The 23,623-nt window shown below is 71.6% G+C and carries 17 protein-coding genes; 6 read left to right on the top strand and 11 right to left on the bottom strand.

The features are described 5' to 3' along the window. Positions 1–12 precede the first annotated feature (12 nt). Positions 13–2,091 (bottom strand): acetate--CoA ligase family protein, encoded by a 2,079-nt coding sequence (locus YIM_RS23305; RefSeq protein WP_153032358.1) that lies wholly within the window; start codon positions 2,089–2,091, stop codon positions 13–15. 59 nt (positions 2,092–2,150) lie between these two features. On the opposite strand from YIM_RS23305, the gene YIM_RS23300 reads away from it, so the two are divergent. After that, positions 2,151–3,035 carry an acyl-CoA thioesterase II gene (locus YIM_RS23300; protein ID WP_153032357.1) on the top strand — a complete coding sequence of 295 codons (885 nt, stop codon included), beginning with the start codon at positions 2,151–2,153 and terminating at the stop codon, positions 3,033–3,035. A gap of 7 nt (positions 3,036–3,042) precedes the next feature. Here the strand turns inward: YIM_RS23300 and YIM_RS23295 are convergent, their stop codons facing one another. From YIM_RS23295 to YIM_RS23270, 6 genes are read right to left on the bottom strand one after another with little or no spacing between them, the layout of a single operon-like run. Then, on the bottom strand, positions 3,043–5,043 hold the full coding sequence (locus YIM_RS23295; protein WP_153032356.1) for a 3-hydroxyacyl-CoA dehydrogenase NAD-binding domain-containing protein: 2,001 nt from the start codon (positions 5,041–5,043) through the stop codon (positions 3,043–3,045). After that, the gene (locus YIM_RS23290) at positions 5,040–6,206 is read right to left on the bottom strand and encodes an acyl-CoA dehydrogenase family protein (RefSeq protein WP_153032355.1); all 1,167 of its coding nucleotides are present in this window, start codon (positions 6,204–6,206) and stop codon (positions 5,040–5,042) included. The genes YIM_RS23295 and YIM_RS23290 overlap by 4 nt, the downstream gene beginning before the upstream one ends. Positions 6,207–6,232: 26 nt before the next feature. Then, positions 6,233–7,363 carry an ABC transporter substrate-binding protein gene (locus YIM_RS23285; RefSeq protein WP_153032354.1) on the bottom strand — a complete coding sequence of 377 codons (1,131 nt, stop codon included), beginning with the start codon at positions 7,361–7,363 and terminating at the stop codon, positions 6,233–6,235. Beyond that, positions 7,356–9,137: an iron ABC transporter permease gene (locus YIM_RS23280; protein ID WP_153032353.1), complete on the bottom strand. Its 1,782-nt coding sequence runs from the start codon at positions 9,135–9,137 to the stop codon at positions 7,356–7,358. Before YIM_RS23280 ends, YIM_RS23285 begins: the two co-directional genes overlap by 8 nt. After that, positions 9,134–10,252 (bottom strand): ABC transporter ATP-binding protein, encoded by a 1,119-nt coding sequence (locus YIM_RS23275; RefSeq protein WP_153032352.1) that lies wholly within the window; start codon positions 10,250–10,252, stop codon positions 9,134–9,136. Before YIM_RS23275 ends, YIM_RS23280 begins: the two co-directional genes overlap by 4 nt. Before the next feature lie 33 nt (positions 10,253–10,285). Next, complete coding sequence (locus tag YIM_RS23270) at positions 10,286–11,677, bottom strand: MmgE/PrpD family protein (RefSeq protein ID WP_153032351.1); 1,392 nt, start codon at positions 11,675–11,677, stop codon at positions 10,286–10,288. Positions 11,678–11,803: 126 nt separating this feature from the next. On the opposite strand from YIM_RS23270, the gene YIM_RS23265 reads away from it, so the two are divergent. After that, entirely contained in the window at positions 11,804–12,502 is a 699-nt protein-coding gene (locus YIM_RS23265; protein WP_153032350.1) for a GntR family transcriptional regulator, read from the top strand. Positions 12,503–12,704: 202 nt separating this feature from the next. Here YIM_RS23265 and YIM_RS23260 read toward each other — a convergent pair whose 3' ends face one another. From YIM_RS23260 to YIM_RS23250, 3 genes are all read right to left on the bottom strand, one after another. After that, positions 12,705–12,905 (bottom strand): cold-shock protein, encoded by a 201-nt coding sequence (locus YIM_RS23260; protein ID WP_153032349.1) that lies wholly within the window; start codon positions 12,903–12,905, stop codon positions 12,705–12,707. Between the two features lie 476 nt (positions 12,906–13,381). Next, positions 13,382–14,167, bottom strand: a complete 786-nt coding sequence (locus tag YIM_RS23255) for a class I SAM-dependent methyltransferase (protein WP_153032348.1) — start codon at positions 14,165–14,167, stop codon at positions 13,382–13,384. Positions 14,168–14,185: 18 nt separating this feature from the next. Next, the gene (locus YIM_RS23250) at positions 14,186–16,399 is read right to left on the bottom strand and encodes a tetratricopeptide repeat protein (RefSeq protein WP_194240267.1); all 2,214 of its coding nucleotides are present in this window, start codon (positions 16,397–16,399) and stop codon (positions 14,186–14,188) included. A gap of 278 nt (positions 16,400–16,677) precedes the next feature. On the opposite strand from YIM_RS23250, the gene YIM_RS23245 reads away from it, so the two are divergent. Both YIM_RS23245 and YIM_RS23240 read left to right on the top strand, forming a co-directional pair. Continuing rightward, positions 16,678–17,955: an ArgE/DapE family deacylase gene (locus tag YIM_RS23245; protein ID WP_153032346.1), complete on the top strand. Its 1,278-nt coding sequence runs from the start codon at positions 16,678–16,680 to the stop codon at positions 17,953–17,955. Positions 17,956–17,964: 9 nt separating this feature from the next. Further along, positions 17,965–19,197, top strand: a complete 1,233-nt coding sequence (locus tag YIM_RS23240) for a CdaR family transcriptional regulator (RefSeq protein WP_153032345.1) — start codon at positions 17,965–17,967, stop codon at positions 19,195–19,197. A 14-nt stretch (positions 19,198–19,211) separates the two neighbouring features. Here the strand turns inward: YIM_RS23240 and YIM_RS23235 are convergent, their stop codons facing one another. Further along, the gene (locus YIM_RS23235; protein ID WP_153032344.1) at positions 19,212–20,531 is read right to left on the bottom strand and encodes an MFS transporter; all 1,320 of its coding nucleotides are present in this window, start codon (positions 20,529–20,531) and stop codon (positions 19,212–19,214) included. A 213-nt stretch (positions 20,532–20,744) separates the two neighbouring features. On the opposite strand from YIM_RS23235, the gene YIM_RS23230 reads away from it, so the two are divergent. After that, positions 20,745–22,382: a thiamine pyrophosphate-dependent enzyme gene (locus tag YIM_RS23230; protein ID WP_228004930.1), complete on the top strand. Its 1,638-nt coding sequence runs from the start codon at positions 20,745–20,747 to the stop codon at positions 22,380–22,382. Beyond that, complete coding sequence (locus YIM_RS23225) at positions 22,379–23,623, top strand: M20 family metallo-hydrolase (protein ID WP_153032342.1); 1,245 nt, start codon at positions 22,379–22,381, stop codon at positions 23,621–23,623. Before YIM_RS23230 ends, YIM_RS23225 begins: the two co-directional genes overlap by 4 nt.

The following is a 23,623-nucleotide window of genomic DNA, read 5'->3' as shown; positions in this document are numbered from 1 at the left end:
CGCAGCCGGCACTCACCTGAGGACGGTGACCAGTGCGTCCAGTGCCACGGCCCCACTGTGGCCGACGAGGACCGGATTGGCTTCCGCCTCGAGAACTTCCGGTTCGCGGACCGCGAGTTCGGACATCGCGACGATGGTGCCGGTGAGGGCGGCGAGGTCGCCGGCCGGCTTGCCCCGGAAACCCTTCAGCACGGCCAGTCCGGTCACCTCGTCGACCATCTCGGCGGCGGTGGCGTGGTCGACCGGGGCGAGCCGCACGGCGCTGTCGCCGTACAGTTCGGCCTGCACGCCACCGGTGGACAGCACGACCACCGGCCCGGCGTCGGGGCTGCGGCGGTAACCGACGAGCACTTCACCGACCCCCGGGGAAACCATCGGCTGCACCAGAACGCGATCGACGTCGACCCCGGCGCGCTCGGCCACCTCGGCGATGATCCGCCGCGCGGCCGCCCGCAGTTCGTCGGCGTCGGCCACCCCGAGCACCACGCCGCCCGCGTCGCTCTTGTGCGCCAGCTGATCGCTCAACGCCTTGACCACAACGGGAAACCCGAACGGCAGGTCGAATTCGTCGTCCAGCGATGCCGTCTTCAAGGCGATCGAAGGTGCGGTGGGCACACCGACGCGGGTCAGCAGTTCGGCCGAGGCTTGTTCGTCGAGCAGAACCGGCTCCTTCGCGCCGGGCCCGATCAGCCGTTCCGGGACGATCGTGGCCACCCGGCGGGAAAAGGCCGCGGCGATCGCGTCGGCGCAAGTCTCCGGGGTACGGAAGGCCGGTACGCCGGAGGCAGCGAGCAGTTCGGCGGCTTCGGGGGCTTCCGGCAGGGCGAAGCCCACCACGGGCACCGCGTGCCCGCCGCTGTCGGCCAGCGCCTGCACGGCGAGTTCCGGGTTCAGCCGGGCCGATGAGCCGATCACGAACAGCACCAGGTCGAACTCACCGCTGTCCTGCAGTTCGCGCAGCGCCGCCGAGACGACGTCGTGCCGGGCGCCCGCGAGGCCGAGGTCGGCGATGAGGCTGTGCGGCACCGGCGCGCCGGCTTTGGCCATCCGCTCGATGAGCTTCTCGCTGGGCCCGCACACCGACACCCCGCGCAGGGCCAGCTGGTCGACCATGATCGCCGCCCCGCCGCCGGTGGTGGTGACCACGCCGACCCGCGGGGTGCGCGGCCCGGCTGCGGCCGGGATCCGCTCCAGCAGCGCCGGGGTCTCGACCAGGCCTTCGAAGGTGCTCACCCGGGCGAATCCGCACGCGCGGAAGAACGCCTCGGCTTCGCTGTCCTCCCCCGCCAGCGCGCCGGTGTGCGAAACGGTGAGCGCGGCCGCTTCGTCGGACCGCCCCAGTTTGTAGACGGCGACCGGCTTTCCCGCCCGGCCAGCGGCGGCCGCGAAGTCGGCCAGCGCCCCGGCGTGGCGCAACGACTCCAGGAACAACGCGTAACCGGTGATCTCCGGGTCATCCAAAGTGGACAGGCAGATCTCGCCCAGCGACAGGTCGGCCTCACCGCCGACGGAGACCAGCCCGGCGAACCCGATGCCGCGCCCGCGCGCCCGGCTGACCATCGCGCCGATCACGCTGCCCGACTGCGAGGCGACGAAGAGCCCACCGCGCGGGGTGTCCGGCTCGCCGAACGCCGCGTTCCCGGTGAGCATCACGCCGTCGCGGGGGTTCACCACGCCCAGGCTGCTCGGGCCGACCACGCGGGTGATCCCCAGTGCCGCGGCGTCCCGCAGGCGCTGCTCGCGATCGCGGCCCTCGGGCCCGTCCTCGGCGAACCCGGACGACAGCACGGTCACCACCGGTACGCCGAGCCGGGCGCACTCGGCCACTGTCTCGACCGCGGCCTCCGCCCCGGTCATGACGTAGACGTGGTCGGGCACACCGGGCAACGCCGACAGGTTCGGATAGGCCCGCTCCCCCTGCACGGTCTCCCGGCGCGGGTTCACGAACCACGCGGTACCCCGGTAGCCGGCCTGCGCGAGGAAGCGCTGGGGACGGCCGGTCGTCTTCTTCGGGTCGTCGGACGCGCCCACGATCGCCACCGTGGCCGGCTTCAGCAGTGGTGCGGCCAGTCCGGCGGGGTGCTGGTTCATCGGTCCTCCTCTAGTCGATGCTCCACACTCTATAGACTATTTCCTGTACTGTCTGCGGAGTGGACTCTATTGATCACGCCCCGTACGGCGACGCCACTTCCGTGCCCGGTGTCGTGAACCGCTCGCCGCTGGCGGGTCGCCTGGCGCTGGACCACACCGGCGCGCGGGCGGCCGGACTGCCTCCGCACGGCTTCGACCAGCGGTTGTTCGGCGGCCACCTGCTCGGCCAGGTGGTGCTGGCCGCAGGTGCCCGCTCCCCCGGCGACCGGGTCGTCGAGTCGCTGCACGTCTACTTCCTGCGCCCGGGGAAACCGGACGGCCGCATCGAATACAGCGTGCGCGCCGTCCGTGAAGGCCGGACCCGGAACGTGCTGGCCCTGAGCGCGGAGCAGAACGGCCGCGAACTGCTCACCGGCCTGGTCTCGCTCGGACCCGAGGGAGCGGGCGAACCGGTTCCGGCCGAGGCCCCGGCGGTCCCGGACCCGGATTCGTTGCCGACCCTGGCCGAACGCCGCGCCAGGGGCCTGCCCGAGGACGGCGTCCGCCTGCCTCCGCTCGGCGACTGGCGCACGGCCTCCCGCCCGATCGACATCCGGCCGGTCGACGGTGACCCCGGCGGGCAACGCTGCCTGTGGTTCCGCACCGAACCGATGCCGGACGCGGACGCGCACCTGCAGCGGGCCGCGCTCGTGTTCGCCTCCGACCGTTCGCTGCTGCCGGTGATCGCGCGAGCCCGTGGCGAACGCGAGCCGTACCGGCCGACGGCGAGCGTGGACCACGCGATGTGGTTCCACACCACGCCTGCGGCCGGTCGCTGGTACCTCTACGTCCAGGACTGCCCGGCGGCCGGGCCCGGCGACGGTGTGGCTCGCGGCCTCATCTTCGACGAGGACCGCCGGGCTGTCGCCACGGTCGCGCAGCACGGCGTAGTCCTCCCCCGCTGACCTCGCCTCAGCCCAGCAACTCCGGATCGCCCGCCCGGAAGCCCCAGCCGACCGCACGGCCGAGCCGGTCCAGAGCGTCGGCCAGTGCGCCGGGCGGCCGGGTGCTCGCCCAGTGGCACGGACCGCCCAAACGGGCTGGGAAGCCGTAGCCGAGCGTGAGCAGGACATCGATGTCACCCGGCCGGGCCGCCACGCCCTCGGCGAGCACCAGCGCCGCTTCGTTGGCGGTCGCCGCGAGCACGCGTTCGACGATTTCCTCCGGCGTGCGTGACCGCGGATCGATCTCTTTGCTCGCACGGGAATCCGCGATGATCGCGGCCACTTCCGGGTCGTCGTGCGGAATTCGCGAGCCCTCCTCGTAGCGGTACCAGCCCGCCCCCGTTTTCTGGCCGAGCCTGCCCTTCTCCACGAGCCGGTCGGCGACATCCGGGTAACGCTCGCGCGGGTCACGCCCGGCATCCCGGCGACGCCGCGCCCGCCAGGCGACATCGAGTCCGGACATGTCGGCCACCGCGAAGGGCCCCATGGCAAAACCGGCGTCGAGCAGGGCGGTGTCGACGTCGCGGGGCGAGGATCCTTCTTCGACGAGCAGCTCGCACTGATAGCGGTAGGCACTGAACACCCGGTTGCCGACAAAACCGTCGCACACGCCCACGATCACCGGCACTTTGCCGAGGAGCTTGGCCGCCGAGAGGACGTGGTCCAGCGCATCGGGTGACGTCGCCCGGCCGCGCACCACCTCCACCACCGCCGTGCGGTGGGCCGGTGCGAGGAAGTGCATGCCCAGCAGGCGTTCCGGCTCCGGCAGCGCCGCGGCGAGCGCGTCGATGTCCAAATAGGACGTGTTCGTGGCCAGCGGTACGCCGGGGCGCACCACGGCGGCCGCCTCCGCGAGCACCGCGGTTTTCACATCGTGGTCCTCGATCACCGCCTCGACCACCAGATCCACATCGGCCAGTTCGGTGAGTGCGGTGCTGGTCCGCACGCCGTCGCGAGCGGCGCGGGCGAGGACCTCGGGTTTCTGGTCGACCAGCACAACTTGGGCCCCGGCGGTGGCAAAGGCGCGTGCGATGCCGGCGCCCATCGTTCCCGCGCCGATCACGCCGACCGGCCCGATCCGGCGGTCGGTGCCCGGCCTTCCCTCGCGCATGGCGGTCGTGCGCGCGAAGAACAGGTGGCGACGAGCGGCGGCCCCCGGACTGCGGCGGAGCCGGGTGAACTCCGCCCGCTCGTGCCGCAGCGCCTGCCGGGCGGGCACGGCTGTCGCGGTCATAACCGCCCCCACGGCCGCCACCACGGCAGGATCCACGGCATGACGGGCGATAAGCCCACGCGCGATTTCCTCCAACACGCCAGTGCGCGGCGGCAGGCCAGTGAACACACGCGCGCTTTCCTTCAGGCCATCGCCAGTCCGCGGCGGCAGCTCGGTGAGCACGCGCTTGCCCGAGCTTCGAGCAACGGCGACGGCACGGTCACGCAGGCGGTCCGCCACGACTTCGTCGAGCAGGCCCTCGGCGTGTGCGGCCTCGGCGGGCAGCGGCTTCGCCGACACCACCAGGTCGAGCAGGCGGCCAGGGTCGAGCAGCCGGATCGTGCGGACGATGCCACCGGCACCGGGAATGATGCCGAGGCCGACCTCGGGCAGCCCGACCCGCGCGGTGTCCAGCGCGATCCGCCGGTCGCAGGCCAGCGCGAGTTCGAACCCGCCGCCCAGGGTGGACCCGGAGATCGCGGCGACGACCGGGAGCGGGTGCGCTTCGATCGCCGCCAGCACCTCGGGCAGTTGCGGATCCGGGATCTCGCCGTCGAACTCGCGCAGATCCGAGCCCGACATCAGGTGGCGTCCCGCACCGGCGAGCACCACACCGGCCAGCGTGGTGTCGGCCGCGGTGGTGCGCAGCGCGTCCAGCAGGCCGCGGCGCACGGCGGCGGTGCTCGCGTTCACCGGCGGGTTGTCGATGACCACAACCGCGACGTCACCTTCGCGTTCGACGCGAACCCCGCTCACTGGGCGGCCCGCTGCGGGAAACGACGGCCGAAGATCTCCTCCGCGATCCGGTTCTTCATCATCTCCAGCGAGCCACCGGCGATCATCCAGCCGCGCGTGCGGCGCATGCAGTACTCCACCAGTGATTCGCTGCTATAGCCGAGCGCGCCCATCATCTGCATGGCCGCGTCCGCGGCACGGAAACCGGCCTGGTTCGCGGCCAGTTTCGCCACCGTGGTCTCGTACGCCGACGGCAACCCGTTCGCGGCGTTGCGCACGGCCCGGTCGAGCAGGGCCTCCGCGGCTTCCAGTCCGACCGCCGCTTCGGCGAAAGTCCATTGCACGCCTTGGAATTCACTGAGGGTGCGACCGAACTGGGTGCGCTGCGCGACGTGGTCACGAGCGATGGTGAAGGCCAGCCTGCCCAGCGCCAGCGACCGGGAGGCGTTACCGATGCGCTCGACGTTGAACCCGCTCATCTGCTTCTTGAACCCGCCGGGCCCGAGCAGGATGCGAGAGCGGGGAATGCGGCAGTCGTCGAAGTAGAGCTGCGCCCAGGTCTCCCCGCTCATGTACGTCGACGGGCTGCCGAGGGTGAATCCGGGATCGCCACGTTCGACCAGCACCGAACCGATGTTGCGCGTTCCCGGCCCGAAGCGGACGTAGACCAGGAACAGCGTGGCGTCGACGCTGTGCGTGCCCCAGATCTTCGTTCCGTTGAGAACGAGGTCCTCACCGTCCTCGGTGGCGGTGGTGGTCAACTCCGTGGCGGCCGAGCCCGCTTCCGGCTCGCTCATGCCGAGCGAGATGAGGCCGTTGCCGGACAACAGATCGGGCAGATACGCCGCTTTCTGTTCCGGCGTGCCGAACTCGGCGAAGGTGCGGATCGCACCGAAGTTGCCTGCCTGCAGGATGTCCGCGCTCTTCGGGCAGTGCTGTGCGACGGCCTGGATCACCGCGACCGCGGTGGCGAGTCCGGCGCCCTGGCCGCCGTCGGCTTCGGAGATGGTGAGGCCGAGCAGTCCCTGTTCCCCCAACGACCGGGCGATTTCCCACGAGTATCGGGGATCGTGCGCACGTTCGAGTGCGCCAGGGGCGAGGTGCTTGCGGGCGAAGGCGTGTACCGAGTCGAGCAGATCGGCCTGGGCGGTGTTCTCGCCCTGTTTCGCGACGGTCGCGGTCATGTGCTGCCTTTCATGCGAGGTGGCGGTCAGCCGATGAAGTCGAACTTCTGCTTCCAGAGCGCTTCGTCCGCCTTGGCGTGGCGGGTGAAGCCGTCCTCGGTCAGCAGGTGGAAGCGGGGTGAGTCGGCGGTGGGGAGTTCGTAGTCGCCGGTGCGCACCGACCCGATGTCCGTGCGCACCGCGACGAAGCCCTGCGAGCCGACGAACCGCTGCCCGGCTTGGGACAGCGACCAGTTCGCGAACACCTGGGCGGCCGGGTTGACCGCGCCCGCCGGGGTCAGGCCCAGCGGGCCTTCGGACGCCGAAACCCCTTCTTCCGGGATGACCAGCCGGATCGGCGCACCACCGGTCTCCGCGCCGAAGGCGTTGTTCACGCTCACCGTCGCGATCGAGATCTCACCGCGGGCCAGCGCGTCCACTTCGGTCGAGGTGGAGTTGAACACCCGCGGTTCCTGCGCGGCGAGGTCGTCGAGGAAGCCGGGGCCGAAGGTGTCGAGCTGGAACCGGGTCAGCGCGTTCAGCGTGCCACCGGTGGTGATGGCCACGATGCCGAGTTCGCCGCGGAAACGCGGGTCGGTGAGATCACGCCAGCCGGTCGGCGGATTCTCCGAGTGGATGGCGGAGTTGTACGCCATCGCGTTCACGAAGTAGTAGGCGGGGAACCAGTTCGCGCTGTGCAACGCGCCCTGCTGCTCCAAGCGCCCGTGGAACGGGGTCCGGTACGGCACGTAGACGCCCGCGTCACCGAACTGCCGGGCGGTCCGCGGGTCGGTGAGCCGGATGACGTCGGCGCCGAGCTTGCCCGCTCCCTGCTCGGACAGCGCCCGCTCGGCGAGCTTGTTGTTCGGCAGCCTGGTCAGCTCGACCGGGATCCCGGTCTCCTCGGTGAACCTGGCGATGGTGAGGTCTTCGGCCTCCTTGCCCGCCGCCGAGTAGAGCACGACCTTCCGCGCGCGGGCCGCTTCGTAGAGCCGGCGATCGGCGATCTGTTCCCCGCCGATCCGCAGCCCGTCGGCGGTGTCCACAGTGGCCGGTGTGAGCAGCCGGGCCGCCTGCGCGGTCGTCGAGTTGGCCGGTGATCCGCAGGCCGTCGCCGCCAGTACGGTGACGCCTGCCAGTGCGAGCAGGACGCGGCGAGAGGCTTTCTTCTCAGGCACTGTGCCCTCCCGGGCCCGCGCCGAACCGGCGGGGCAGGTAGCTGAGCAGGAACATGATCGCGCAGTAGACGAGCGCGGTGGCCGACGCTTCACGCAGCGCACCGCCGTTCTCGAACTGGTCGTAGATGGCGATGGAGAGGATCTCCGTGTCGCTGGTGTAGAGGAACAGCGGTACGGTGAGTTCGCGCATGCTGAGCATCAGCAACAGCAGGAAGGTCGAAAGCACCGCGACCCGCATCAACGGCAGCGTGATCCGCACGACCGCGCGTGGCCGCCGGGCCCCCAGCATCACCGCGCTGTCCTCCAGGTCCCGATCGGTGGCGCGGATGGCGGACGCGATACCACGGAACCCCTGCGGCATCTGCACCGCGACGAATCCGATGACCAGCACCCACAGCGTGCCGTAGACGGGCACCGGCATGACCAGCCAGGTCCACAGTAGACCGATGCCCAGCACCACGTGCGGGATCGCCAGCGGGATCATGGACACCCCTTCGAGCGCGCCACGGCCCCACGACCGCGTCCGGTACACCACGTACCCGACCGCGAAGGCCAGCGCCGTGCCGACCGCCGCGGCGGCCACGGACACGGTGACGCTGTTGGTCGCCGCGCCGAGGAAACCGTCGGAGGTGACCGCGTCGGCGAACGAGGTGATGTCGATCGCGCCGGTCTCGAACAGCGAGCCGAACGACCTCATGTACGGCGAACTGCGCACCGCCGAAAGCAGCAGCGCGAGCAGAGGCAGCACGATGGACAGCACGAAGTAGGCCAGCGCGGCCAGCAGCACCGGGGTGCGCCAGCGGCCGAGCCGGATGGTGCGGGGCTTGACGCCCTTGCCGGAGACCGTGGTGAACGAGCGCTTGGCCAGGTACCGCCGCTGCATCCAGGTGATCGCCACGACCACCGCGACCAGCACGATCGCGATCACCGCGGCCTCGTTGCCGCGGGAGGGCGAGGAGTTCATCAGCTTGTAGATGAAGGTGGGCAGGGTGTCGATCCCGCCGGGGGTGGCCAGCACCTGCGAAACCGGGAAGTTCTCGAAGACCAGGACGAAGATGAGCAGGCCGGAGCCCAGGATCGCGGGCAGCGACAGGGGCAGCGTGACCGAGCGGATGGTCCGCCAGGTCGATCCGCCGTGCACCCCGGCCGCGTCCTCCAGGTCGGGGTTCATCAGCGTCATCGAGCTGTGGATCATCAGGAAGGCGTAGGGCGCGTAGTACATCGCCATCACCACGACCACACCGCCGAGGGTGTAGACGTCCACCACCGGCCCGTTGATCCCGAGATCCCGGAAGCCGACGTTGATCAGGCCCGCCCCGGGGCTGCCGAGAATGGACCAGGCCAGCGCGCCGACGTAGGACGGCAGGAACAGCGGCATCAGGCCGATCAGGTAGAGGAAGCCGCGGCCCCGTGCGTCGGTGCGCGCGGCGGCGAAGGCGAGCGCGCCGCCGATCAGCAGCGCCAGCACGGTGGCACCGGCCGCGATCAGCACCGAGTTCAGCGCCGCCACCAGCACCCCGTCCGCGACGAGCACACGCAGGTTGTCCATGGTGAACGACAACCCGGCGCTGCCGGGGCGGGGCACGTCGGAACTGAACGCCGCGAGCACGATGAAGCCCGCGGGCACCAGCACGAGAAAGGCGACCACGGCCAGCAGCGGCAGGCCGAGCACCTTGGTGCGCAACGGGATCGGCGACCGGCGACGGCGCGCGGGCCGCGGCGAACCCGGGGGAACCGAAGGCACGGACCTGGTCCGTTCGGGAGTGGTGGTCATGAGGCGGCGACCTCCTCGAGTTCGCCGGTGTGCTCGGGCAGCAGCCGGATGTCGCCGGCGTGGATGCGCACCGAGACCTCGGTCCCCGCGGCGAGCGTGCCGTTCGACGGCGGCGGGCAGATCGCCTCGACCATCAGCCCGGAACCGGTCCGGACGGTGCAGCGGATCGAACTGCCCTGGAACACCGCGACCTCGACGGTGCCGTGCAGCAGGTTCACCGGCGGCCCGCCGTCGCTCACGGCGTGCTCCCCCGGCGTGACCAGGACGTGTTCCGGGCGGATGCAGGCGTGCGAGCCAGTCGCTGTCGCGGGGTCCCCGACCACGAGTTCCTGCCCGGATTCCGCCAGCCGCACCCGGTTCCCGTCCGCGTGCCCGACCTCGAACACGTTGGTGACACCGAGAAAACGGGCGATCGTGGCGCTCGCCGGGCGGGCGTAGATCTCCTCCGGCGCACCGAGCTGGGTGATGCGCCCGCCCTGCATGATCGCGATCGAATCGGCCAGCGCCAGCGCCTCGGTCTGGTCGTGGGTGACGTAGAGGCTGGTCAGCCCGCGCTCGACCTGGATGCGCCGCAGCTCGACCCGCAGGTCGTCGCGCAGTCGGGCGTCCAGATTGGACAGTGGCTCGTCCAGCAGCAGTACCGCCGGTTCCATCGCCATCGACCTGGCCAGCGCGACCCGCTGCATCTGCCCGCCGGAGAGCAGGCTCGCGCCGCGGTCGCCGAGGTGAGCGAGGCCGACGACGTCGAGCACCTCGACCGCCCGTTTCCGGCTCCGCGCCCGGTTCATTCCCTTCATCCGCAGCGGGAACGCGACGTTGTCGGCGACGGTCATGTGCGGCCAGACCGCGTAGGACTGGAACACCATGCCGATGTTGCGCCGGGACGGCGGGACGGAGACACCGGTGTCCCCGTCGAACACCGTCCGGTCGCCGATGGTGATCCGGCCGCCCGACGGCGCTTCCAGCCCGGCGATGCAGCGCATCGTGCTGGTCTTGCCGCACCCGGACTCACCGAGCAGGACCACCGATCGCCCGTCTGGGATCTTCAGGTCCAGGTTCTTCACGGCGCGATGCTCCCCGTAGGCGAGCTCGAGCGCCTCGACACCAACCTTCATTGGGTGGCTCCTCGGATGTGGTCGGTCGGTGGGTCAGGTGGTCGGCAGGGCGGCGGTCGCCCGGATGGCGTGGTCGGCCTCGACGAGAAAGCCCAGATCGTCGAACCGCCGGACCGCGTCGACGAGTTCCGCGGTCGCCCGCGCCCCGATGACCGGCTCGCACAGCCCGCGCACCTTGGCTTCGAGCGCGTCGTCGGACAGCGGGTTGGCCGGTTCGCCGTAGGGGTGCTGCACCCAGGTGGTCAGCTCGCCCCCGTCGCGTAGTTCGACGGTGGTGCGGGCGGGCCGCCCGGCGCGGGGATAGTCGGTGTCGGCCTTCGGGTCGACGCTCACCGCGATCCGGTCCATCAGCGCGCGAACGTCCACATCGGACCGTGCGGCGGCGTCGAAATCGGTCAGTGTCACCGCTCCGCGGGCGAGCGCGACCGCCACCGTGTAGGGCAGGCTCAGCTGTGCCTGGAGAATCGTGTCCAGGTCGGTGCCGTTGTGGCGGGCGGCGATCGGGAAGGTCTCCACCCGGACCGCGGCGATCTCGGCGGGATCGAGCTTGTGCTCGTGGCGCAGTTCCAGCGCGCCGTCGATGGCGCCGTGCAGGTGGCGGCAGCACGGGTACGGCTTGACGTAGGTGTTCAGCAGCACCCAGTTCTCGCCGAGTCCGTCCCGGATGCGGCCGGGGAACCAGGCCTCCCCCTCCGGACCGGCGAAGGCGGCGAAGTAGCCGTCGGTGCCCTCCAGCACCGTGGTCGGCCCGGTCAGCCCGGCGGCGGCCAGATCCGCCGCGGCGATGCCGTCGCGCGCGGCCTTGCCGGGGTGGAACCGCTTGACCTCGGCGGAATCACCGAGGAATTCGAACAGGCCACCGGCGTGCGAGCCGGCGATGCCCAGTGCGTTCGCGGTCTCGGCGACGCTGAGCCCGCGCAGCACGGCGGCCGCGGCGGTGGCGCCGAAGACCCCGGCGAGCGGGGTGTTGTGGAAGTGCCGGTTGCGGGTGGCCGGGTGTCCCGCCGCTGCGAGCCGGCAGGCCAGCTCCATGCCGGTCGCCGCCGCGACCCGTACTGTCCGCGCGTCCGCGCGCAGGCTCTGCCCGAGCGCGAACACCGTCGGCAGGACGACCGAGGTGGGGTGCATGCTGCCGGGCGTGTAACCCTCGTCGGACTCGATGCCGTGCCCGCTCGTGCCGTTGACCAGCGCCGCGCCGAGTACCGACGCGGGACCGTGGCCGATGGCCGTGACCTCGTCACCCGGGTAGAGCGCCGACGCGTGCTTCGCGACCGCCCCGGACACCGGCCCCACTGAGCTGGCGACCATGCCCGCCACCGCGTCGAGAGTCATCCGCCGCAGGTGCCGGTCCAGCTCGGCGGGCAGCTCGCGCTGCCGTCCGATCCACTCGGCAACGTCCCAGGTCAAGCCGGTCTGTGCGTCCATGCACCCTCCTCAGCGGTGGTCGAGCCGTCCTCGTCGCCGGCGCGCCGCCTCAAAGTACATACTCTATAGAGTGTTGTCCACAGTCCATGTTTTACCGGCTGACTCCATATCCCATAGACTGTGGAAATGACTTCTGGGAACGCGGGCTCCCCTCCGCAGAGTCGCACGGCCTGGGTCGCCGACCGGATCCGCGAGGACGTCGCGGCCGGCACGATCCGGCCGGGCGAGCTGATCAAGCAGACCGTGCTCGCCAAGCGCTACGGCGTCAGCCCCACCCCGGTCCGCGAAGCTCTGCGCATCCTGGAAGCCGACGGCATGATCGTCTACTCCGCGCACAAGGGCGCCACCGTGCGTGAGATGACGCCGGACACCGCCGCGGACCTGTACCGGCTGCGCGCGGCGGTGGAATCGGCGGCGGCCGGGATGGCCGTCGAGCGGATGACCGCCGAGGGACTGGCCGAGATCGAAGCCAGGCACTCCGCGATCGACGAGGCCATGCGAGCCGGAGCCCCTCCCGCGGAACTGTCCCGGCTCAACAAGGACTTCCACTTCGCGATCTACGCGCAGTCGTCACCGCTGGTGCAGCAGTACGTCGAAGCGCTGTGGGTGCGGTTCACCCCGCCCGCGACGATCTGGTCGGTCGCGCACGCCGGTGTCCTGCAACGCGATCACGACGAGATCCTGGCCGCCGTGCGCCGGGGCGACGCGGAGGCCGCGAGCAGGCTGACCGCCGAGCACGTCCGGCACGCGGCCGCCATCCGGGACGCGCACCCCGAACTGCGTGCCTCCGGCCCGGAAGACCGCGAGGACCTTTCCGGCATCTGAATCCGGGCCGCCTCCGGATGAATCCGGGCCCGGCTGGGAAAGCGTGGGTTCGGTCGCCGCGGCACGACCGGCCTCGTTCCGGACAGCCAGTACGTCGGCACGGCCCGGCCGGTGAGCCGCTGAAACCGGTGCGCCACGGAAAAGCCGGGGCCGGCACCTCGCGGGTGCCGGCCCCGGCCGGTTCAGCTGTGTGTGGTCAGGCTCAGACGGCCTGGACGCCGGTGGCCTGCGGGCCCTTGGCGCCCTGGGCGACCTCGAACTCGACGCGCTGGTTCTCCTCGAGGCTGCGGAAGCCGCCGCCCTCGATCTCGGAGTAGTGCACGAACACGTCCGGTCCGTCCTCGCGGGCGATGAAGCCGAAGCCCTTCTCCGCGTTGAACCACTTGACAGTTCCCTGAGTCATTGATGCTCCTTGACAGGGGTTGGTACGGGCCCCGCACCGTGCGGGATGCCCTCAGGCCGGTTCTCGACGCAACTGCCTGTTCCCTGAAAGGAGAAAAGCTGGTGACACCCAAAAACTACGACCACCTGATACAACCAGGCCGTTCCCGAATCTATTCCACGGGGGACGGCACCGGCCGGTCGCGGGCCGCAGGGTCAGGCGGGCACGGAGTCGGTTTCGCGGTTCCAGCCGCGGTGTTCGGCCAACGCCGCGAGCAGCGAGGCCCGAACTCATCCGGCAGCCCGATCCCGCGCAGCAGTTCGAGCCCGGAGCCGAAGGCGGCCACCGGCTTGGCGTGCTGGACCCCAGCTCCCACTCGGGGAACCGCCCCGCTTCGATGGACTCCCGGAGGTCACGCTCGGTCATGACGGCCGGATGCCCGTGCGTATCGCGGGCGAGGTGTCCGGCACCGTGCCGGGAACGGGTGCGTACCCGGTTCAGTCACCTTTGCGGCCTCGCGCGGACACGAGGGTGGGCCCGTGGACAACCAGGTCGCAGGTGTCGTCGTCGAAGTCGGCGATCACCTTGTCCACCTCCGCGGGTGACACCAGTCCCGCGTCGATCAGCCGCTCGCGGAACTGGACGAACTGCGCCTGCCAGCTGAGGACCTCCGGCATGCGCCGGGGCAGGGCGACCGCCTCGGTGTCGATCTCCGCGGCGCCCGCGGCGTGCAGGATGCCGGTCAGCTTCGCCCCCAGTTCGGGATCGCCACCGCCCAGGCGGAGTATCTCGCTGGGTGCCGCGGCGACCTTGTGCCACGTGGCGTCCGGCGGATCACACAGCGGCAGGCTGCGCAGGTCGTACTCCTCGACAAGCAGCCAGCCACCGGGCACCAGCGCCCGGAGCAGCTTGCCAACGGTCGCGAGTGGATCCGGCAGGTGCGTGAGGACCAGCCGGGCGCAGATCAGGTCGTAAACGGACTCGCCGAGCGGATCGGTGGTCACGTCGTGCCGCAGCACCTCGACGTTCGGCGCGTCCAGCGAGCGAAGCCACCTGGGCTGGATGTCGGTCGCGACGACGTGGCCGGAGCCGCCGACCTGACCGGCCAGCCAGCGCGTCACGGTGCCGCTTCCCGCGCCGACCTCCAGGCAGCGCCAGCCTTCGGTGACCCCGATGCCGCCGAGCCTGCGCCGGGTCACCGGATCCCACATCAGGGCGTGCGCGAGCAGGCGGTCGCGTTCGCCCTCCTCCGCGGTGTCGAACATGTACTTCGTGGATGCCATGTGCCCGAGCCTGTCCGCTCACCGGCGGCGCGGATATCCGTAAACGCCCGGATCTTCCTCCAGTCGCCTGCCGATCACCCAGGCGATGATCTCGTTCCTGCCGCCCAGTTCCAGCTTGCTCTTGATCCGCTCGACGTGTGACTCCACCGTGCGCCGCGACAGGAAGAGGCGCGTGGCGATCTGCTCGTTGGTGAGGCCGTCGCCGACCAGGCCGGCGACCTCGCGTTCCCGGGTGGACAGTGGACGGTCGGTGTCGGCGGGACGCTCGAGTGCCTCGGCCATCAGCTGTTCCGTCGTCATCGCGGCGCCCTGTGCCATGAACCGGGCCGCGGCGCGGTCGCCGACCTCGCGGCGGGCGCGGTCGACGGCCTCCTCGCTGAAGATCATCAACGTGTCGGGCATGCGGCTCCCGCGATCGTGCACGGCGCGTGCGGCGCCCGCGAGGCGCAGTGCCGCCCGGGTTCGTCCCTCGTTGGCGGCGAGACCGCTGGCCGCCCACAGCCAGTCGGGGTCGTCCACGACCGGCAGCGCGTCGCGCAGGTCGACCAGCACCGCCGTCAGCTGCCCGCGGTACGTCGCCGTGTCGCCGGTGTTGGCGGCGGCGTAGGCGACTCCGAGATGCGCGGTGGCCGCCAGCGCCACGCTGCGCTGGTCACGACTGGCGTCCAGGGCCTGCCGCGCGCAGCGCTCGGCGCCCGCCCAGTCGCCGTCGGCGAACTTGACCAGCGCGAGCACCGTCAGGGTCCACCCGCTTCCGGTGTCGTCACCCTGGCCGGCGAGCAACCGCAGGCTCTGCTCGCAGAGATCGGCGGCCGTGGCGGTGTCACCGGCGGCGCATTCGGTGAGCGCGAGTCCACGCAGGGCACGCGCGATTCCCAGCGGATCCCCGAGCCGGCGCATGATGGCGAGGTTCTCGGCGTAGCAGGCACGGGCGGCGTCGTTGTCCCGCTGCCGCCACGCGAACCGGCCCAGTCCGGCCAGTGCGGCAGCGCGCAGCCGTTCATCGGCGGTGGCGTCGAGCAGCTCGGCGAGCCAAGCGCGACCGTCGTTCACGGCGCCTCGCCGTTCCCAGAAGTAGGCGAGCGCGGTGGCGATGCGCAGCGCCGTCTCCGGGTCGTTGTCGCGGGCCCACGCCATGGCGGCGAGCAGGTTTCCCTCCTCGGCGCGCAGTTCGAGCAGGTGGCGGGTGACGTCCGCGCGGCGCAGCCCGACGTCTCCGCGCTTGGCGAGCGCGAGGTAGTGCTCGGCGTGGCGGGCCCGCGTGTCGCCCTCGCCCCGCTCGGCCAGCGCGGTCACCCCGTACTGCCGGACGGGCTCGAGCAGCCGGTAACGCATGCTCGCACCGGAATCCTCGGCCAGTACGAGGGAATGATCGACCAGCGCGGCGAGATCGTCGAGCACGCCGCGGTTCGTGACGGCTTCGGCGGCGGCGAGATCGAAGCCACCGACGAACACGGAGAGCTGGTCGAACAGGAACTGCCGCGCGGGGGTCAGCAGTCGGTAGCTCCACCCCACGGTGGCTTCCATGGTGCCTTGCCGGGACACCGGGTCCTCGGTGCTGATCAGCATGGGCAGCACGGTGTCGAGCCGGTGCCGGAGCTGGGCCGGGGACAGCACCCTGATCCACGCCGCGGCGAGTTCGATGGCCAGCGGCAGGCCGTCCATGCGGAGACAGATCCGCTCGATGTGCCGCTGATCGTCGCCGTCGAAGCTGACGGTGGGCCGGACCAGCCGGGCCCGGTCGGCGAACAACGCGACCGACGGCTCGAGGTCCAGCGGCGGGAGCGGGAACAACTGCTCGCCGCCGACCCCGAGCGCGAGGCGGCTGGTGGCCAGCAACCGGACCTCGGCGCAGCCGGACAGCAGCGCGCCCGTCATGGTGGCAGCCGCCTCCACCAGGTGCTCGCAGTTGTCCAGGATCACCAGCAACTCCGCGGTCGCCAATGCCTCGACGACCGCCTCGGTCACCGTGTATCCCGGCCGCTGCGCGACACCCAGCGCCGCGGCGACGGCGGACGGCACGGACGCGGCGTCACCGACCGAGGTCAGGTCGACGAAGCAGGCTCCGTCGCGGAACCCGCTGCGCAACTCGACGCCGACCTCGGTGCCCAGGCGTGTCTTGCCGCTGCCCGGCGGGCCGACCACCGTGACCAGGCGGGCCCCGTCGAGCAACGCGCGGACCGCGCGGGTCTCGTCGGCGCGCCCGAAGAAACGGCTCAGCGGCGTGGACACCCAACACCGCGTCCCAGGCCCGGTCATCCTCGTTCCCCCAAGCGACCCCGATGTCAGGCCCGAGCATCTCCCCCGGCAACGTGCGCGGTCAACCGAGCCTTGGGCTTACGGGCACCCACCAGTGCCACGGTGATCAAGGTCCGGCCGGACCGTTTCCGCTGTGTATCTGCACACCGCCGGCGGCGGCAAATGTGTGTGCCACTCACTTGTCGCGGCGACGTCTCGGCGTGACCGTGGAGCTGGTCAGCACAAAGCCCATGGTTGGAGGCACGATCCGCATGCTCGACCCCGAAATCGCCGAGCGCGTCATCGCGGCGGTCAACGAGCGCTTCGACGAGCAGCTCGCCTGGACCGCCGACCTGGTGCGCCGCCCGAGCCCGCGCACCGGCGAGGCCGGGGCGCAGGACCTGATCGAGGAGGCGCTGACCGAGGCGGGCCTGGACATCGACCGCTGGGTCATCGACTCGCCGGAGCTGCGGGCGCACGAGGGGTACGGCCCGACCACAGTGGACCCCGGCACGCTGGAGAACCTCGTCGGCACCTGGAATCCACCGGTCGAACGGGGGCGCTCATTGATCCTCAACGGGCACGTCGACGTCGTCCCCACCGGACCGGACGAGTACTGGAGCCGGTCCCCGTGGGACGCGAGCGTCGTCGACGGCTGGCTGTACGGCCGCGGCAGCGCCGACATGAAGGCCGGGATCGGCGCGAACCTGTTCGCGCTGGGCGCGCTGACCGCGGCCGGGCTGCGGCCGACCGGCCGGATCCACGTCCAGTCCGTGGTCGAGGAGGAGTGCACCGGCAACGGTTCGCTGGCCGCCCTCCTGCGCGGTTACACCGCCGACGCCTGCGTGATCCCCGAGCCGGAGGACGACAAGCTCGTCCGCGCCAACGTCGGCGTGCTGTGGTTCGACGTCAAGGTCCGCGGCGTCCCGGCCCACCTGCGGGTGATGGACACCGGACAGAACGCCATCGACGCCGCGTACGCGGTGATGAACGACCTGCGCGAGCTCGAAGCCGAATGGAACCGGCGCAAGGACCGGCACCGGTACTTCGAGCACACCGAGCACCCGATCAACTTCAACTTCGGCGTGATCAACGGCGGCGACTGGCCGTCCAGCGTGCCCGCGCAGTGCACCTTCACCGTCCGCGCGGCCTTCTACCCTGGCACCTCCGCCGCCGACGCGTGGGCCGAGATCCAGGAGGTCCTGGCCAAGTCGGCCGCGCGGACCGACCTGCCGGACGCCGTCGTCGCCACCCCGTCCGGCTTCTTCGCCGAGGGCTACGTGCTGGAGGAGGGCTCCGACGCCGAGGGCGTGCTGGCCCGCGCGCACGAGCGGGTGTTCGGCAGCGAACTGGAGTCCTTCACCACGCCCGGCTACCTGGACGGCCGTGTGTTCACTCTCTACGGGAACCTGCCGTGCCTGGTGTACGGCCCGGTCTCCGAGGCGATCCACGGCATCGACGAACGGGTCGAGGTCGAGTCGATCCGGCGGATCACTACCGCCATCGCATTGTTCATCGCCGAATGGTGCGGGGTCGAACCGCGGCCATAAGGTGTGCACATGCCCAATGGTGCGGAGCCCGCCGACGCCCGCTGGGAGGAACTGGTCACGCGGTTGCGCGGGGACTCCGACGCCCTCTTCCGCTCGTTCCTGGCCCAGGTCCGCCGCGTGCCGCCGTACGCACGCGGCCTGGTGCCCACCGACCGGATGGAACACGACGCCACCCGCACCTTCGACTACCTGCTGCGCCGGATCAGCCGGGCCCCGATCCCGGCCAGGCTGACCGGCATCGGCACCGAGATCGGCCAGGACCGGGCCCACCGCGGCGTCCCGCTCAACGACCTGCTCACCGCGGTGCGGCTGAACTTCCGGATCGTCTGGGACGCCCTGCGCGAGCAGGCCGGGCCCGAGGACGGTCCGCTGCTGGTGGCGCGGGTCGACCGGGTGTGGGCGGCGGTGGAGGAGCACGCCCTGCACGTCCAGCTCGCCTACCAGGACGAGGGCGCGCTGATCGCCCGCGAGCGCCAGGGTGAGCGGTCGATGCTGGTCGCCGCGCTGCTCGGCCAGGTCGACGGGCCCGGCCACGTGCTCGGCGACCCCGGCCCGGACGACGTGGCGCGGGTCGCGCGGGCGCTGGCCATCGACGTCGACGACGACCTGCTCGTGGTGGTCTCCCCCGCCTCGGCCGGTGCGCGGCTGCATCGCGTCGCGGACACGTTCGCCGCGCAGGGCCGCCCTGTCCACGTGCAGGCACTGGCCAGGCACGCGGTGCTGATCGCCCGGTGGACGGGCGCGGAACCGGGTGCGGGATCGGCCGGGATCCGCGCGCTCCGCTCCGCGCTGGGCGGCCTGCTCGACGCCGTTCCGTGCGTGCTGGGACCACTCGCGCACGGCGTGGCGAACGTGCCGTCGAGCGCGCGGACCGCGTTGCGAGCCGTGGACGCGCTGCCCGAGCTGGCGGGACCGGTCGACCCGTACGACGCCTGGTTGCCGGTCGCGGCGGTGGGCCTCGCCGGCACTCGGGGCATCGGGCCGGAACTGGTCGGGTCCGTGCTCGGCGGCCTGTCCGCCCTGCCACCCGCCGAGCGCGAACGCCTGCTGGACACGATCCGGGCCTGGGCGCGCACCGGCTCGGTCACCGCCGTCGCCCAGGAACTCTGGTGCCACCGCAACACCGTGCTCAACCGCCTGCGCCGGATCACCGAGCTGACCGGACGGGACGTGACGGTGCCGGAGCAGGCGACCGTGGTGCTGCTCGCGCTCGCCTGCTCCGAAACCCTCGCGCCCCGCTGACCGGCCGCCGCGGTTCAGACCGCGGTCTTCACCTTGTCCCGGCTGGTGAACATCCTCGGCGCGACGAGGCCGCAGCCGCAGGTCACCAGGGAGATGACGATCAGCAGCAGGGTCGGCAGCACCGAGCTGCCGTCGCCGAGGGTGAGCAGCGCGGTCGCGGCCAGTGGCACAAAACCGCTGGCGACCCCGGCGATGTTCGCCGAGAGAGCGACGCCGCTGTAGCGCAGTCGCGCCGGGAACAGTTCGGTGAGCAGCGCACCCGACACCGCATACGGCACCGAGAGCAGCGCGGTCACCAGGGTCACCCCGGTGATCACCGCGACCGCCGCGGTGGTGTCGATCAGCCAGAACGCCGGGAACGCCACGAGCGCCGAACCCAGTGCCCCGGCCACGGTCACCCTGGCCGGTCCGTACCGTTCGGCCAGCCTGCCGCCCACGATCAGCACCACGATCTCCACCACGGCCGCGACCAGCGTCGCGGTGAGCAGGAGCCAGCGCGGCATGCCCAGCGTGGCAGTGCCGTAGCTGATCACGAAGGTGGTGATCAGGTAGAAGCCGCCGACGCCGAGCAGCGCGGTACCGGCGCCGACCAGCAGTTGCGGCCACGCGGTGGCGAAGACCTGGCGGACCGGTGACGAGGCGCGCTCGTCCTCTTCGAGCAACTTCTCGAACAGCGGTGATTCCTCGACCCGGCGGCGCAGCCACAACGCGATGCCGAGCAGGGGGAACGCGGCGAGGAACGGCAGCCGCCAGCCCCACGAGTCGAACGATTCCGAGGGCAGGGCCGACACCGCCAGGAACGCGCCGGAGGAGAGCAGGGTGCCGACCGGGGAACCGATCTGCGGCATCGCGGCGTAGCGGCCACGGCGCTCCGGCGGGGCGTGCTCGACGGCGAGGGTGACCGCCCCGCCCCACTCGCCGCCGACCGCGACGCCCTGCAGCAACCGGAACAGCGTCAGCAGGATCGGCGCGGCGACGCCGATCGAGAGATAGCTCGGCAGCACACCGATCAGCGTGGTGACCACGCCGATCATGGTCACGGTGATGATCAGGCACTTCTTCCGCCCGATCCGGTCACCGAGGTGGCCGAAGATCACCGCGCCGAGCGGGCGCGCCGCGAAGCCGACCGCGAACGACGCGAACGCCGCCAGGGTGGCCACCACGGCGTCGTCGGTGGCGAAGTAGAGCCGGTTGAACACCAGTGAGGAAGCCGTGCCGTACAGGAAGAAGTCGTACCACTCCAGCGCGGTGCCGACGAACGCGCCGAAGGCCACCTTCCTGGCTTCGGCATCGGTCACCGTCGCGGCGCCGGCCGGGCCGGATTTCTCGCTCATCGCTCATCCTCCGTCCGCGGGTGGTGGTGCGGTGCGCAACAGCATGCAGACGGGACCGGGGTCACGAAACCGCGCGGTGCACCGACTTGCCCCGGCCGCGATGGGCGTCTGCACAACCAGGGCGTCGGTTCGCGTGGCGGACGCCGCTTCTCCCGGCCACCGGCGGCTGGTGTGCTGGAGGTCCGCCACACCTTGTCCGCCGGGAGGGAAACCGTGCCGAACCCGTGCAGTGCCGGGCACCTGGTCGTCCGCCAGCTGGAGCGCTCGGGGGTCGAGCGTGTCTACTGCGTGCCGGGAGAGAGCTATCTCGACGTGCTCGACGGCCTGTACGACTCGCCCATCGACACCGTGGTCTGCCGGCACGAGGGCGGCGCGGGTTTCATGGCCGTGGCCGAAGGACGGCTCACCGGCCGCCCGGGAGTGGCGATGGTGACCCGCGGTCCCGGCGCGGCGAACGCCGCCATCGCCGTGCACACGGCCTGGCAGGACGCCACGCCGATGGTGTTGTTCGCCGGGCTGATCCCGGCAGGCCAGCGCTACCGCGAGTCCTTCCAGGAGTTCGACCCGAACGCCTGGTTCGGCAGCACGGCCAAGCGGGTGCTGGTGCTCGACGACCCGGCGGCCGCGGCCGGGATCGTCGCCGAGGCCATGCAGATCGCGGTCACCGGACGGCCGGGACCGGTGGTGGTCGGCCTGCCGGAGACGACCCTGACCGAGCCGACCGACGGTGTCACGCTCCCGCCGCGCGCGCCCGCCCGGCCGTCGCCGTCACCCGCCGATCTCGACGCCGTCGCCGCGCTGCTGGCCGTCGCGAAGGCGCCGGTGGCCGTCGCCGGTGGTGATGGCTGGACCGAGCAGGCCGCCCGGGACCTCGCCGAATGGGCCGAGGCCGCCGCGTTGCCGGTGCTCACCGACTTCCGCGCCTACGACGCGATCGACCACGACAGCCCCTGCTACGCCGGTTCACTCGGCTACGGCCGCTCCGCGTCGGCGGCCGCGGTGCTGCGCGACAGCGATCTCCAGCTCTGGCTCGGCTGCCCGCGCGGTGACGTCCCCACCGACTCCTACACCATCGGCACCGACGCCGCGTCTGTCCACATCGGACCGGACCCGGCCGCGCACGGCCACACCGGGCGCCTGGACGCGACCGTCGTCGCGACGCCGGCGGCGTTCGTGGCCGCCGCTCGCGACGTGCTGGTGCGGCCGGGGGCCGATCCGGCGCCCATGCGGACAGCGCACGAGGCGCACCGGGCTTGGTCACGTCCCGCGCCGGACGGTGACCAGGGTGTCGACCTCGGCGCCGCATTCGGGCTCCTGCGGCGGAACCTGGAAACCGATCCCATCGTGACCTTCGGTGCGGGCAACCACGCGATCTGGCCGCAGCGCTACCTGCCCGCCCACCGGCCCGGCTCGCTGCTCGCGCCCCGCAACGGCGCCATGGGGTTCGGTGTGCCCGCCGCCGTCGCGGCCGCCCTCGTCCGGCCGGACCGGCGGGTCCTGTCGGTGGCGGGTGACGGCTGCTTCATGATGAACGGCCAGGAACTCGCCGTCGCCGTCGAGCGGCGCCTGCCGGTGCTGGTGCTGATCGTGGACAACGGCTGCTACGCGACGATCCGGGCGCACCAGGAGGCGCACTACCCCGGGCGCCCCAGCGGCACCGGACTGTCCAATCCGGACTTCGCCGAGCTGGCCAGGGCGTACGGCGCGTTCGGCGCCACCGTCACCCACACTGGCGAGTTCGAGGTGGCCCTGAGGAAGGCGCTCGACGCACCCGGCCCCGCGGTGTTGCACCTGCGCACCGATCCCACCACCCGCGGCCCGTTGTCCCGACCGGAAGGAGCCCTTCGATGACCGGCAGTTTCCTGGACGATTTCGCCACGTTGTCCACCTTCGGCGCCACCGAACGCGGTGGCGTGCACCGCGAGGCCGCCACCGACGCCGACGCCGCGCAGCGCGCCTGGTTCGGCGAACTCCTCACCTCACGCGGTTTCCGGGTCGGCTTCGACCTGATCGGCAACCAGTTCGGCCTGCTCGACACCGTTCCCGGCGCGCCGTACGTGCTGGTCGGCTCGCACCTGGACAGCCAGCCGTTCGGCGGCCGCTACGACGGCGCCTACGGTGTGCTGGCCGCGGCGCACGCCGCCCAGCGCGTCGCCGAGCGGTGGCGGGAGTCCGGCAGCACACCGCGCTACAACGTCGGCGTTGTCAACTGGTTCAACGAAGAAGGCTCGCGTTTCACACCGAGCATGATGGGCAGCGCCGTGTTCACCGGCCTGCTCGACGCCGACGCGGCACTGGACACCCGCGACCTGGGCGGCGTCCGGGTCGGGGACCGGCTCGCCGAGCTGGGTCAGCTCGGCGACGACGCGCCGTCGATCGACGACGTGGCCGCCTACGCCGAGATCCACATCGAGCAGGGCCGGGTGCTGGAGGACAGCGGGCACACCATCGGCCTGGTGCACGCGACCTGGTCGGCGCACAAGTACTTCCTCACCGTCACCGGCGAGCAGAGCCACACCGGCTCCACGGTCATGGCCGACCGGCGGGACGCGCTGCTCGGTGCCGCGCACCTGACCGTGCTGGCCCGCGAAATCGCCGACGCACTGTCCACACCGGACGCCCCGCTGCACACCTCGGTGTCACAGCTGACCGTGGAGCCGAACAGCCCGGTGACCGTGGCCAGGGAGGCACGGCTGCACCTGGACCTGCGCTCGCCGGACGAGGCCGTGCTGGCGCGGGCGAACGCGATGCTGCACGAGCGGATTCCGGCGATCGAGCGGGCGGCGCGGGTTTCGATCTCGGTGGCGGGCGCACACCACTGGGGCGTGCGCCCGTTCCCGGCGGCCGGGGTCAAGCTGGCGCGTGACTGCGCCTACGAACTGGACCTGTCCCACCGGGAGATCATGACCATCGCCGGGCACGACTCGGTGAACATGAACGGCCGGGTCCCCACGGTGATGCTGTTCGTGCCCAGCGTGGAGGGCATCAGCCACAACGAAGCCGAACTGACCAAGGACGCCGACGCCCTCGCCGGTGTCGGCCTGCTCACCGAGGTCCTCGACCGGCTCACCGCGGGAACCACGGCCGCCTGA

The organism is Amycolatopsis sp. YIM 10, assembly GCF_009429145.1.
In the GTDB taxonomy this organism is placed as follows: domain Bacteria; phylum Actinomycetota; class Actinomycetes; order Mycobacteriales; family Pseudonocardiaceae; genus Amycolatopsis.
Note: the sequence above shows the minus strand (reverse complement) of the source record. Positions and strands in the feature narration are given on the sequence as shown.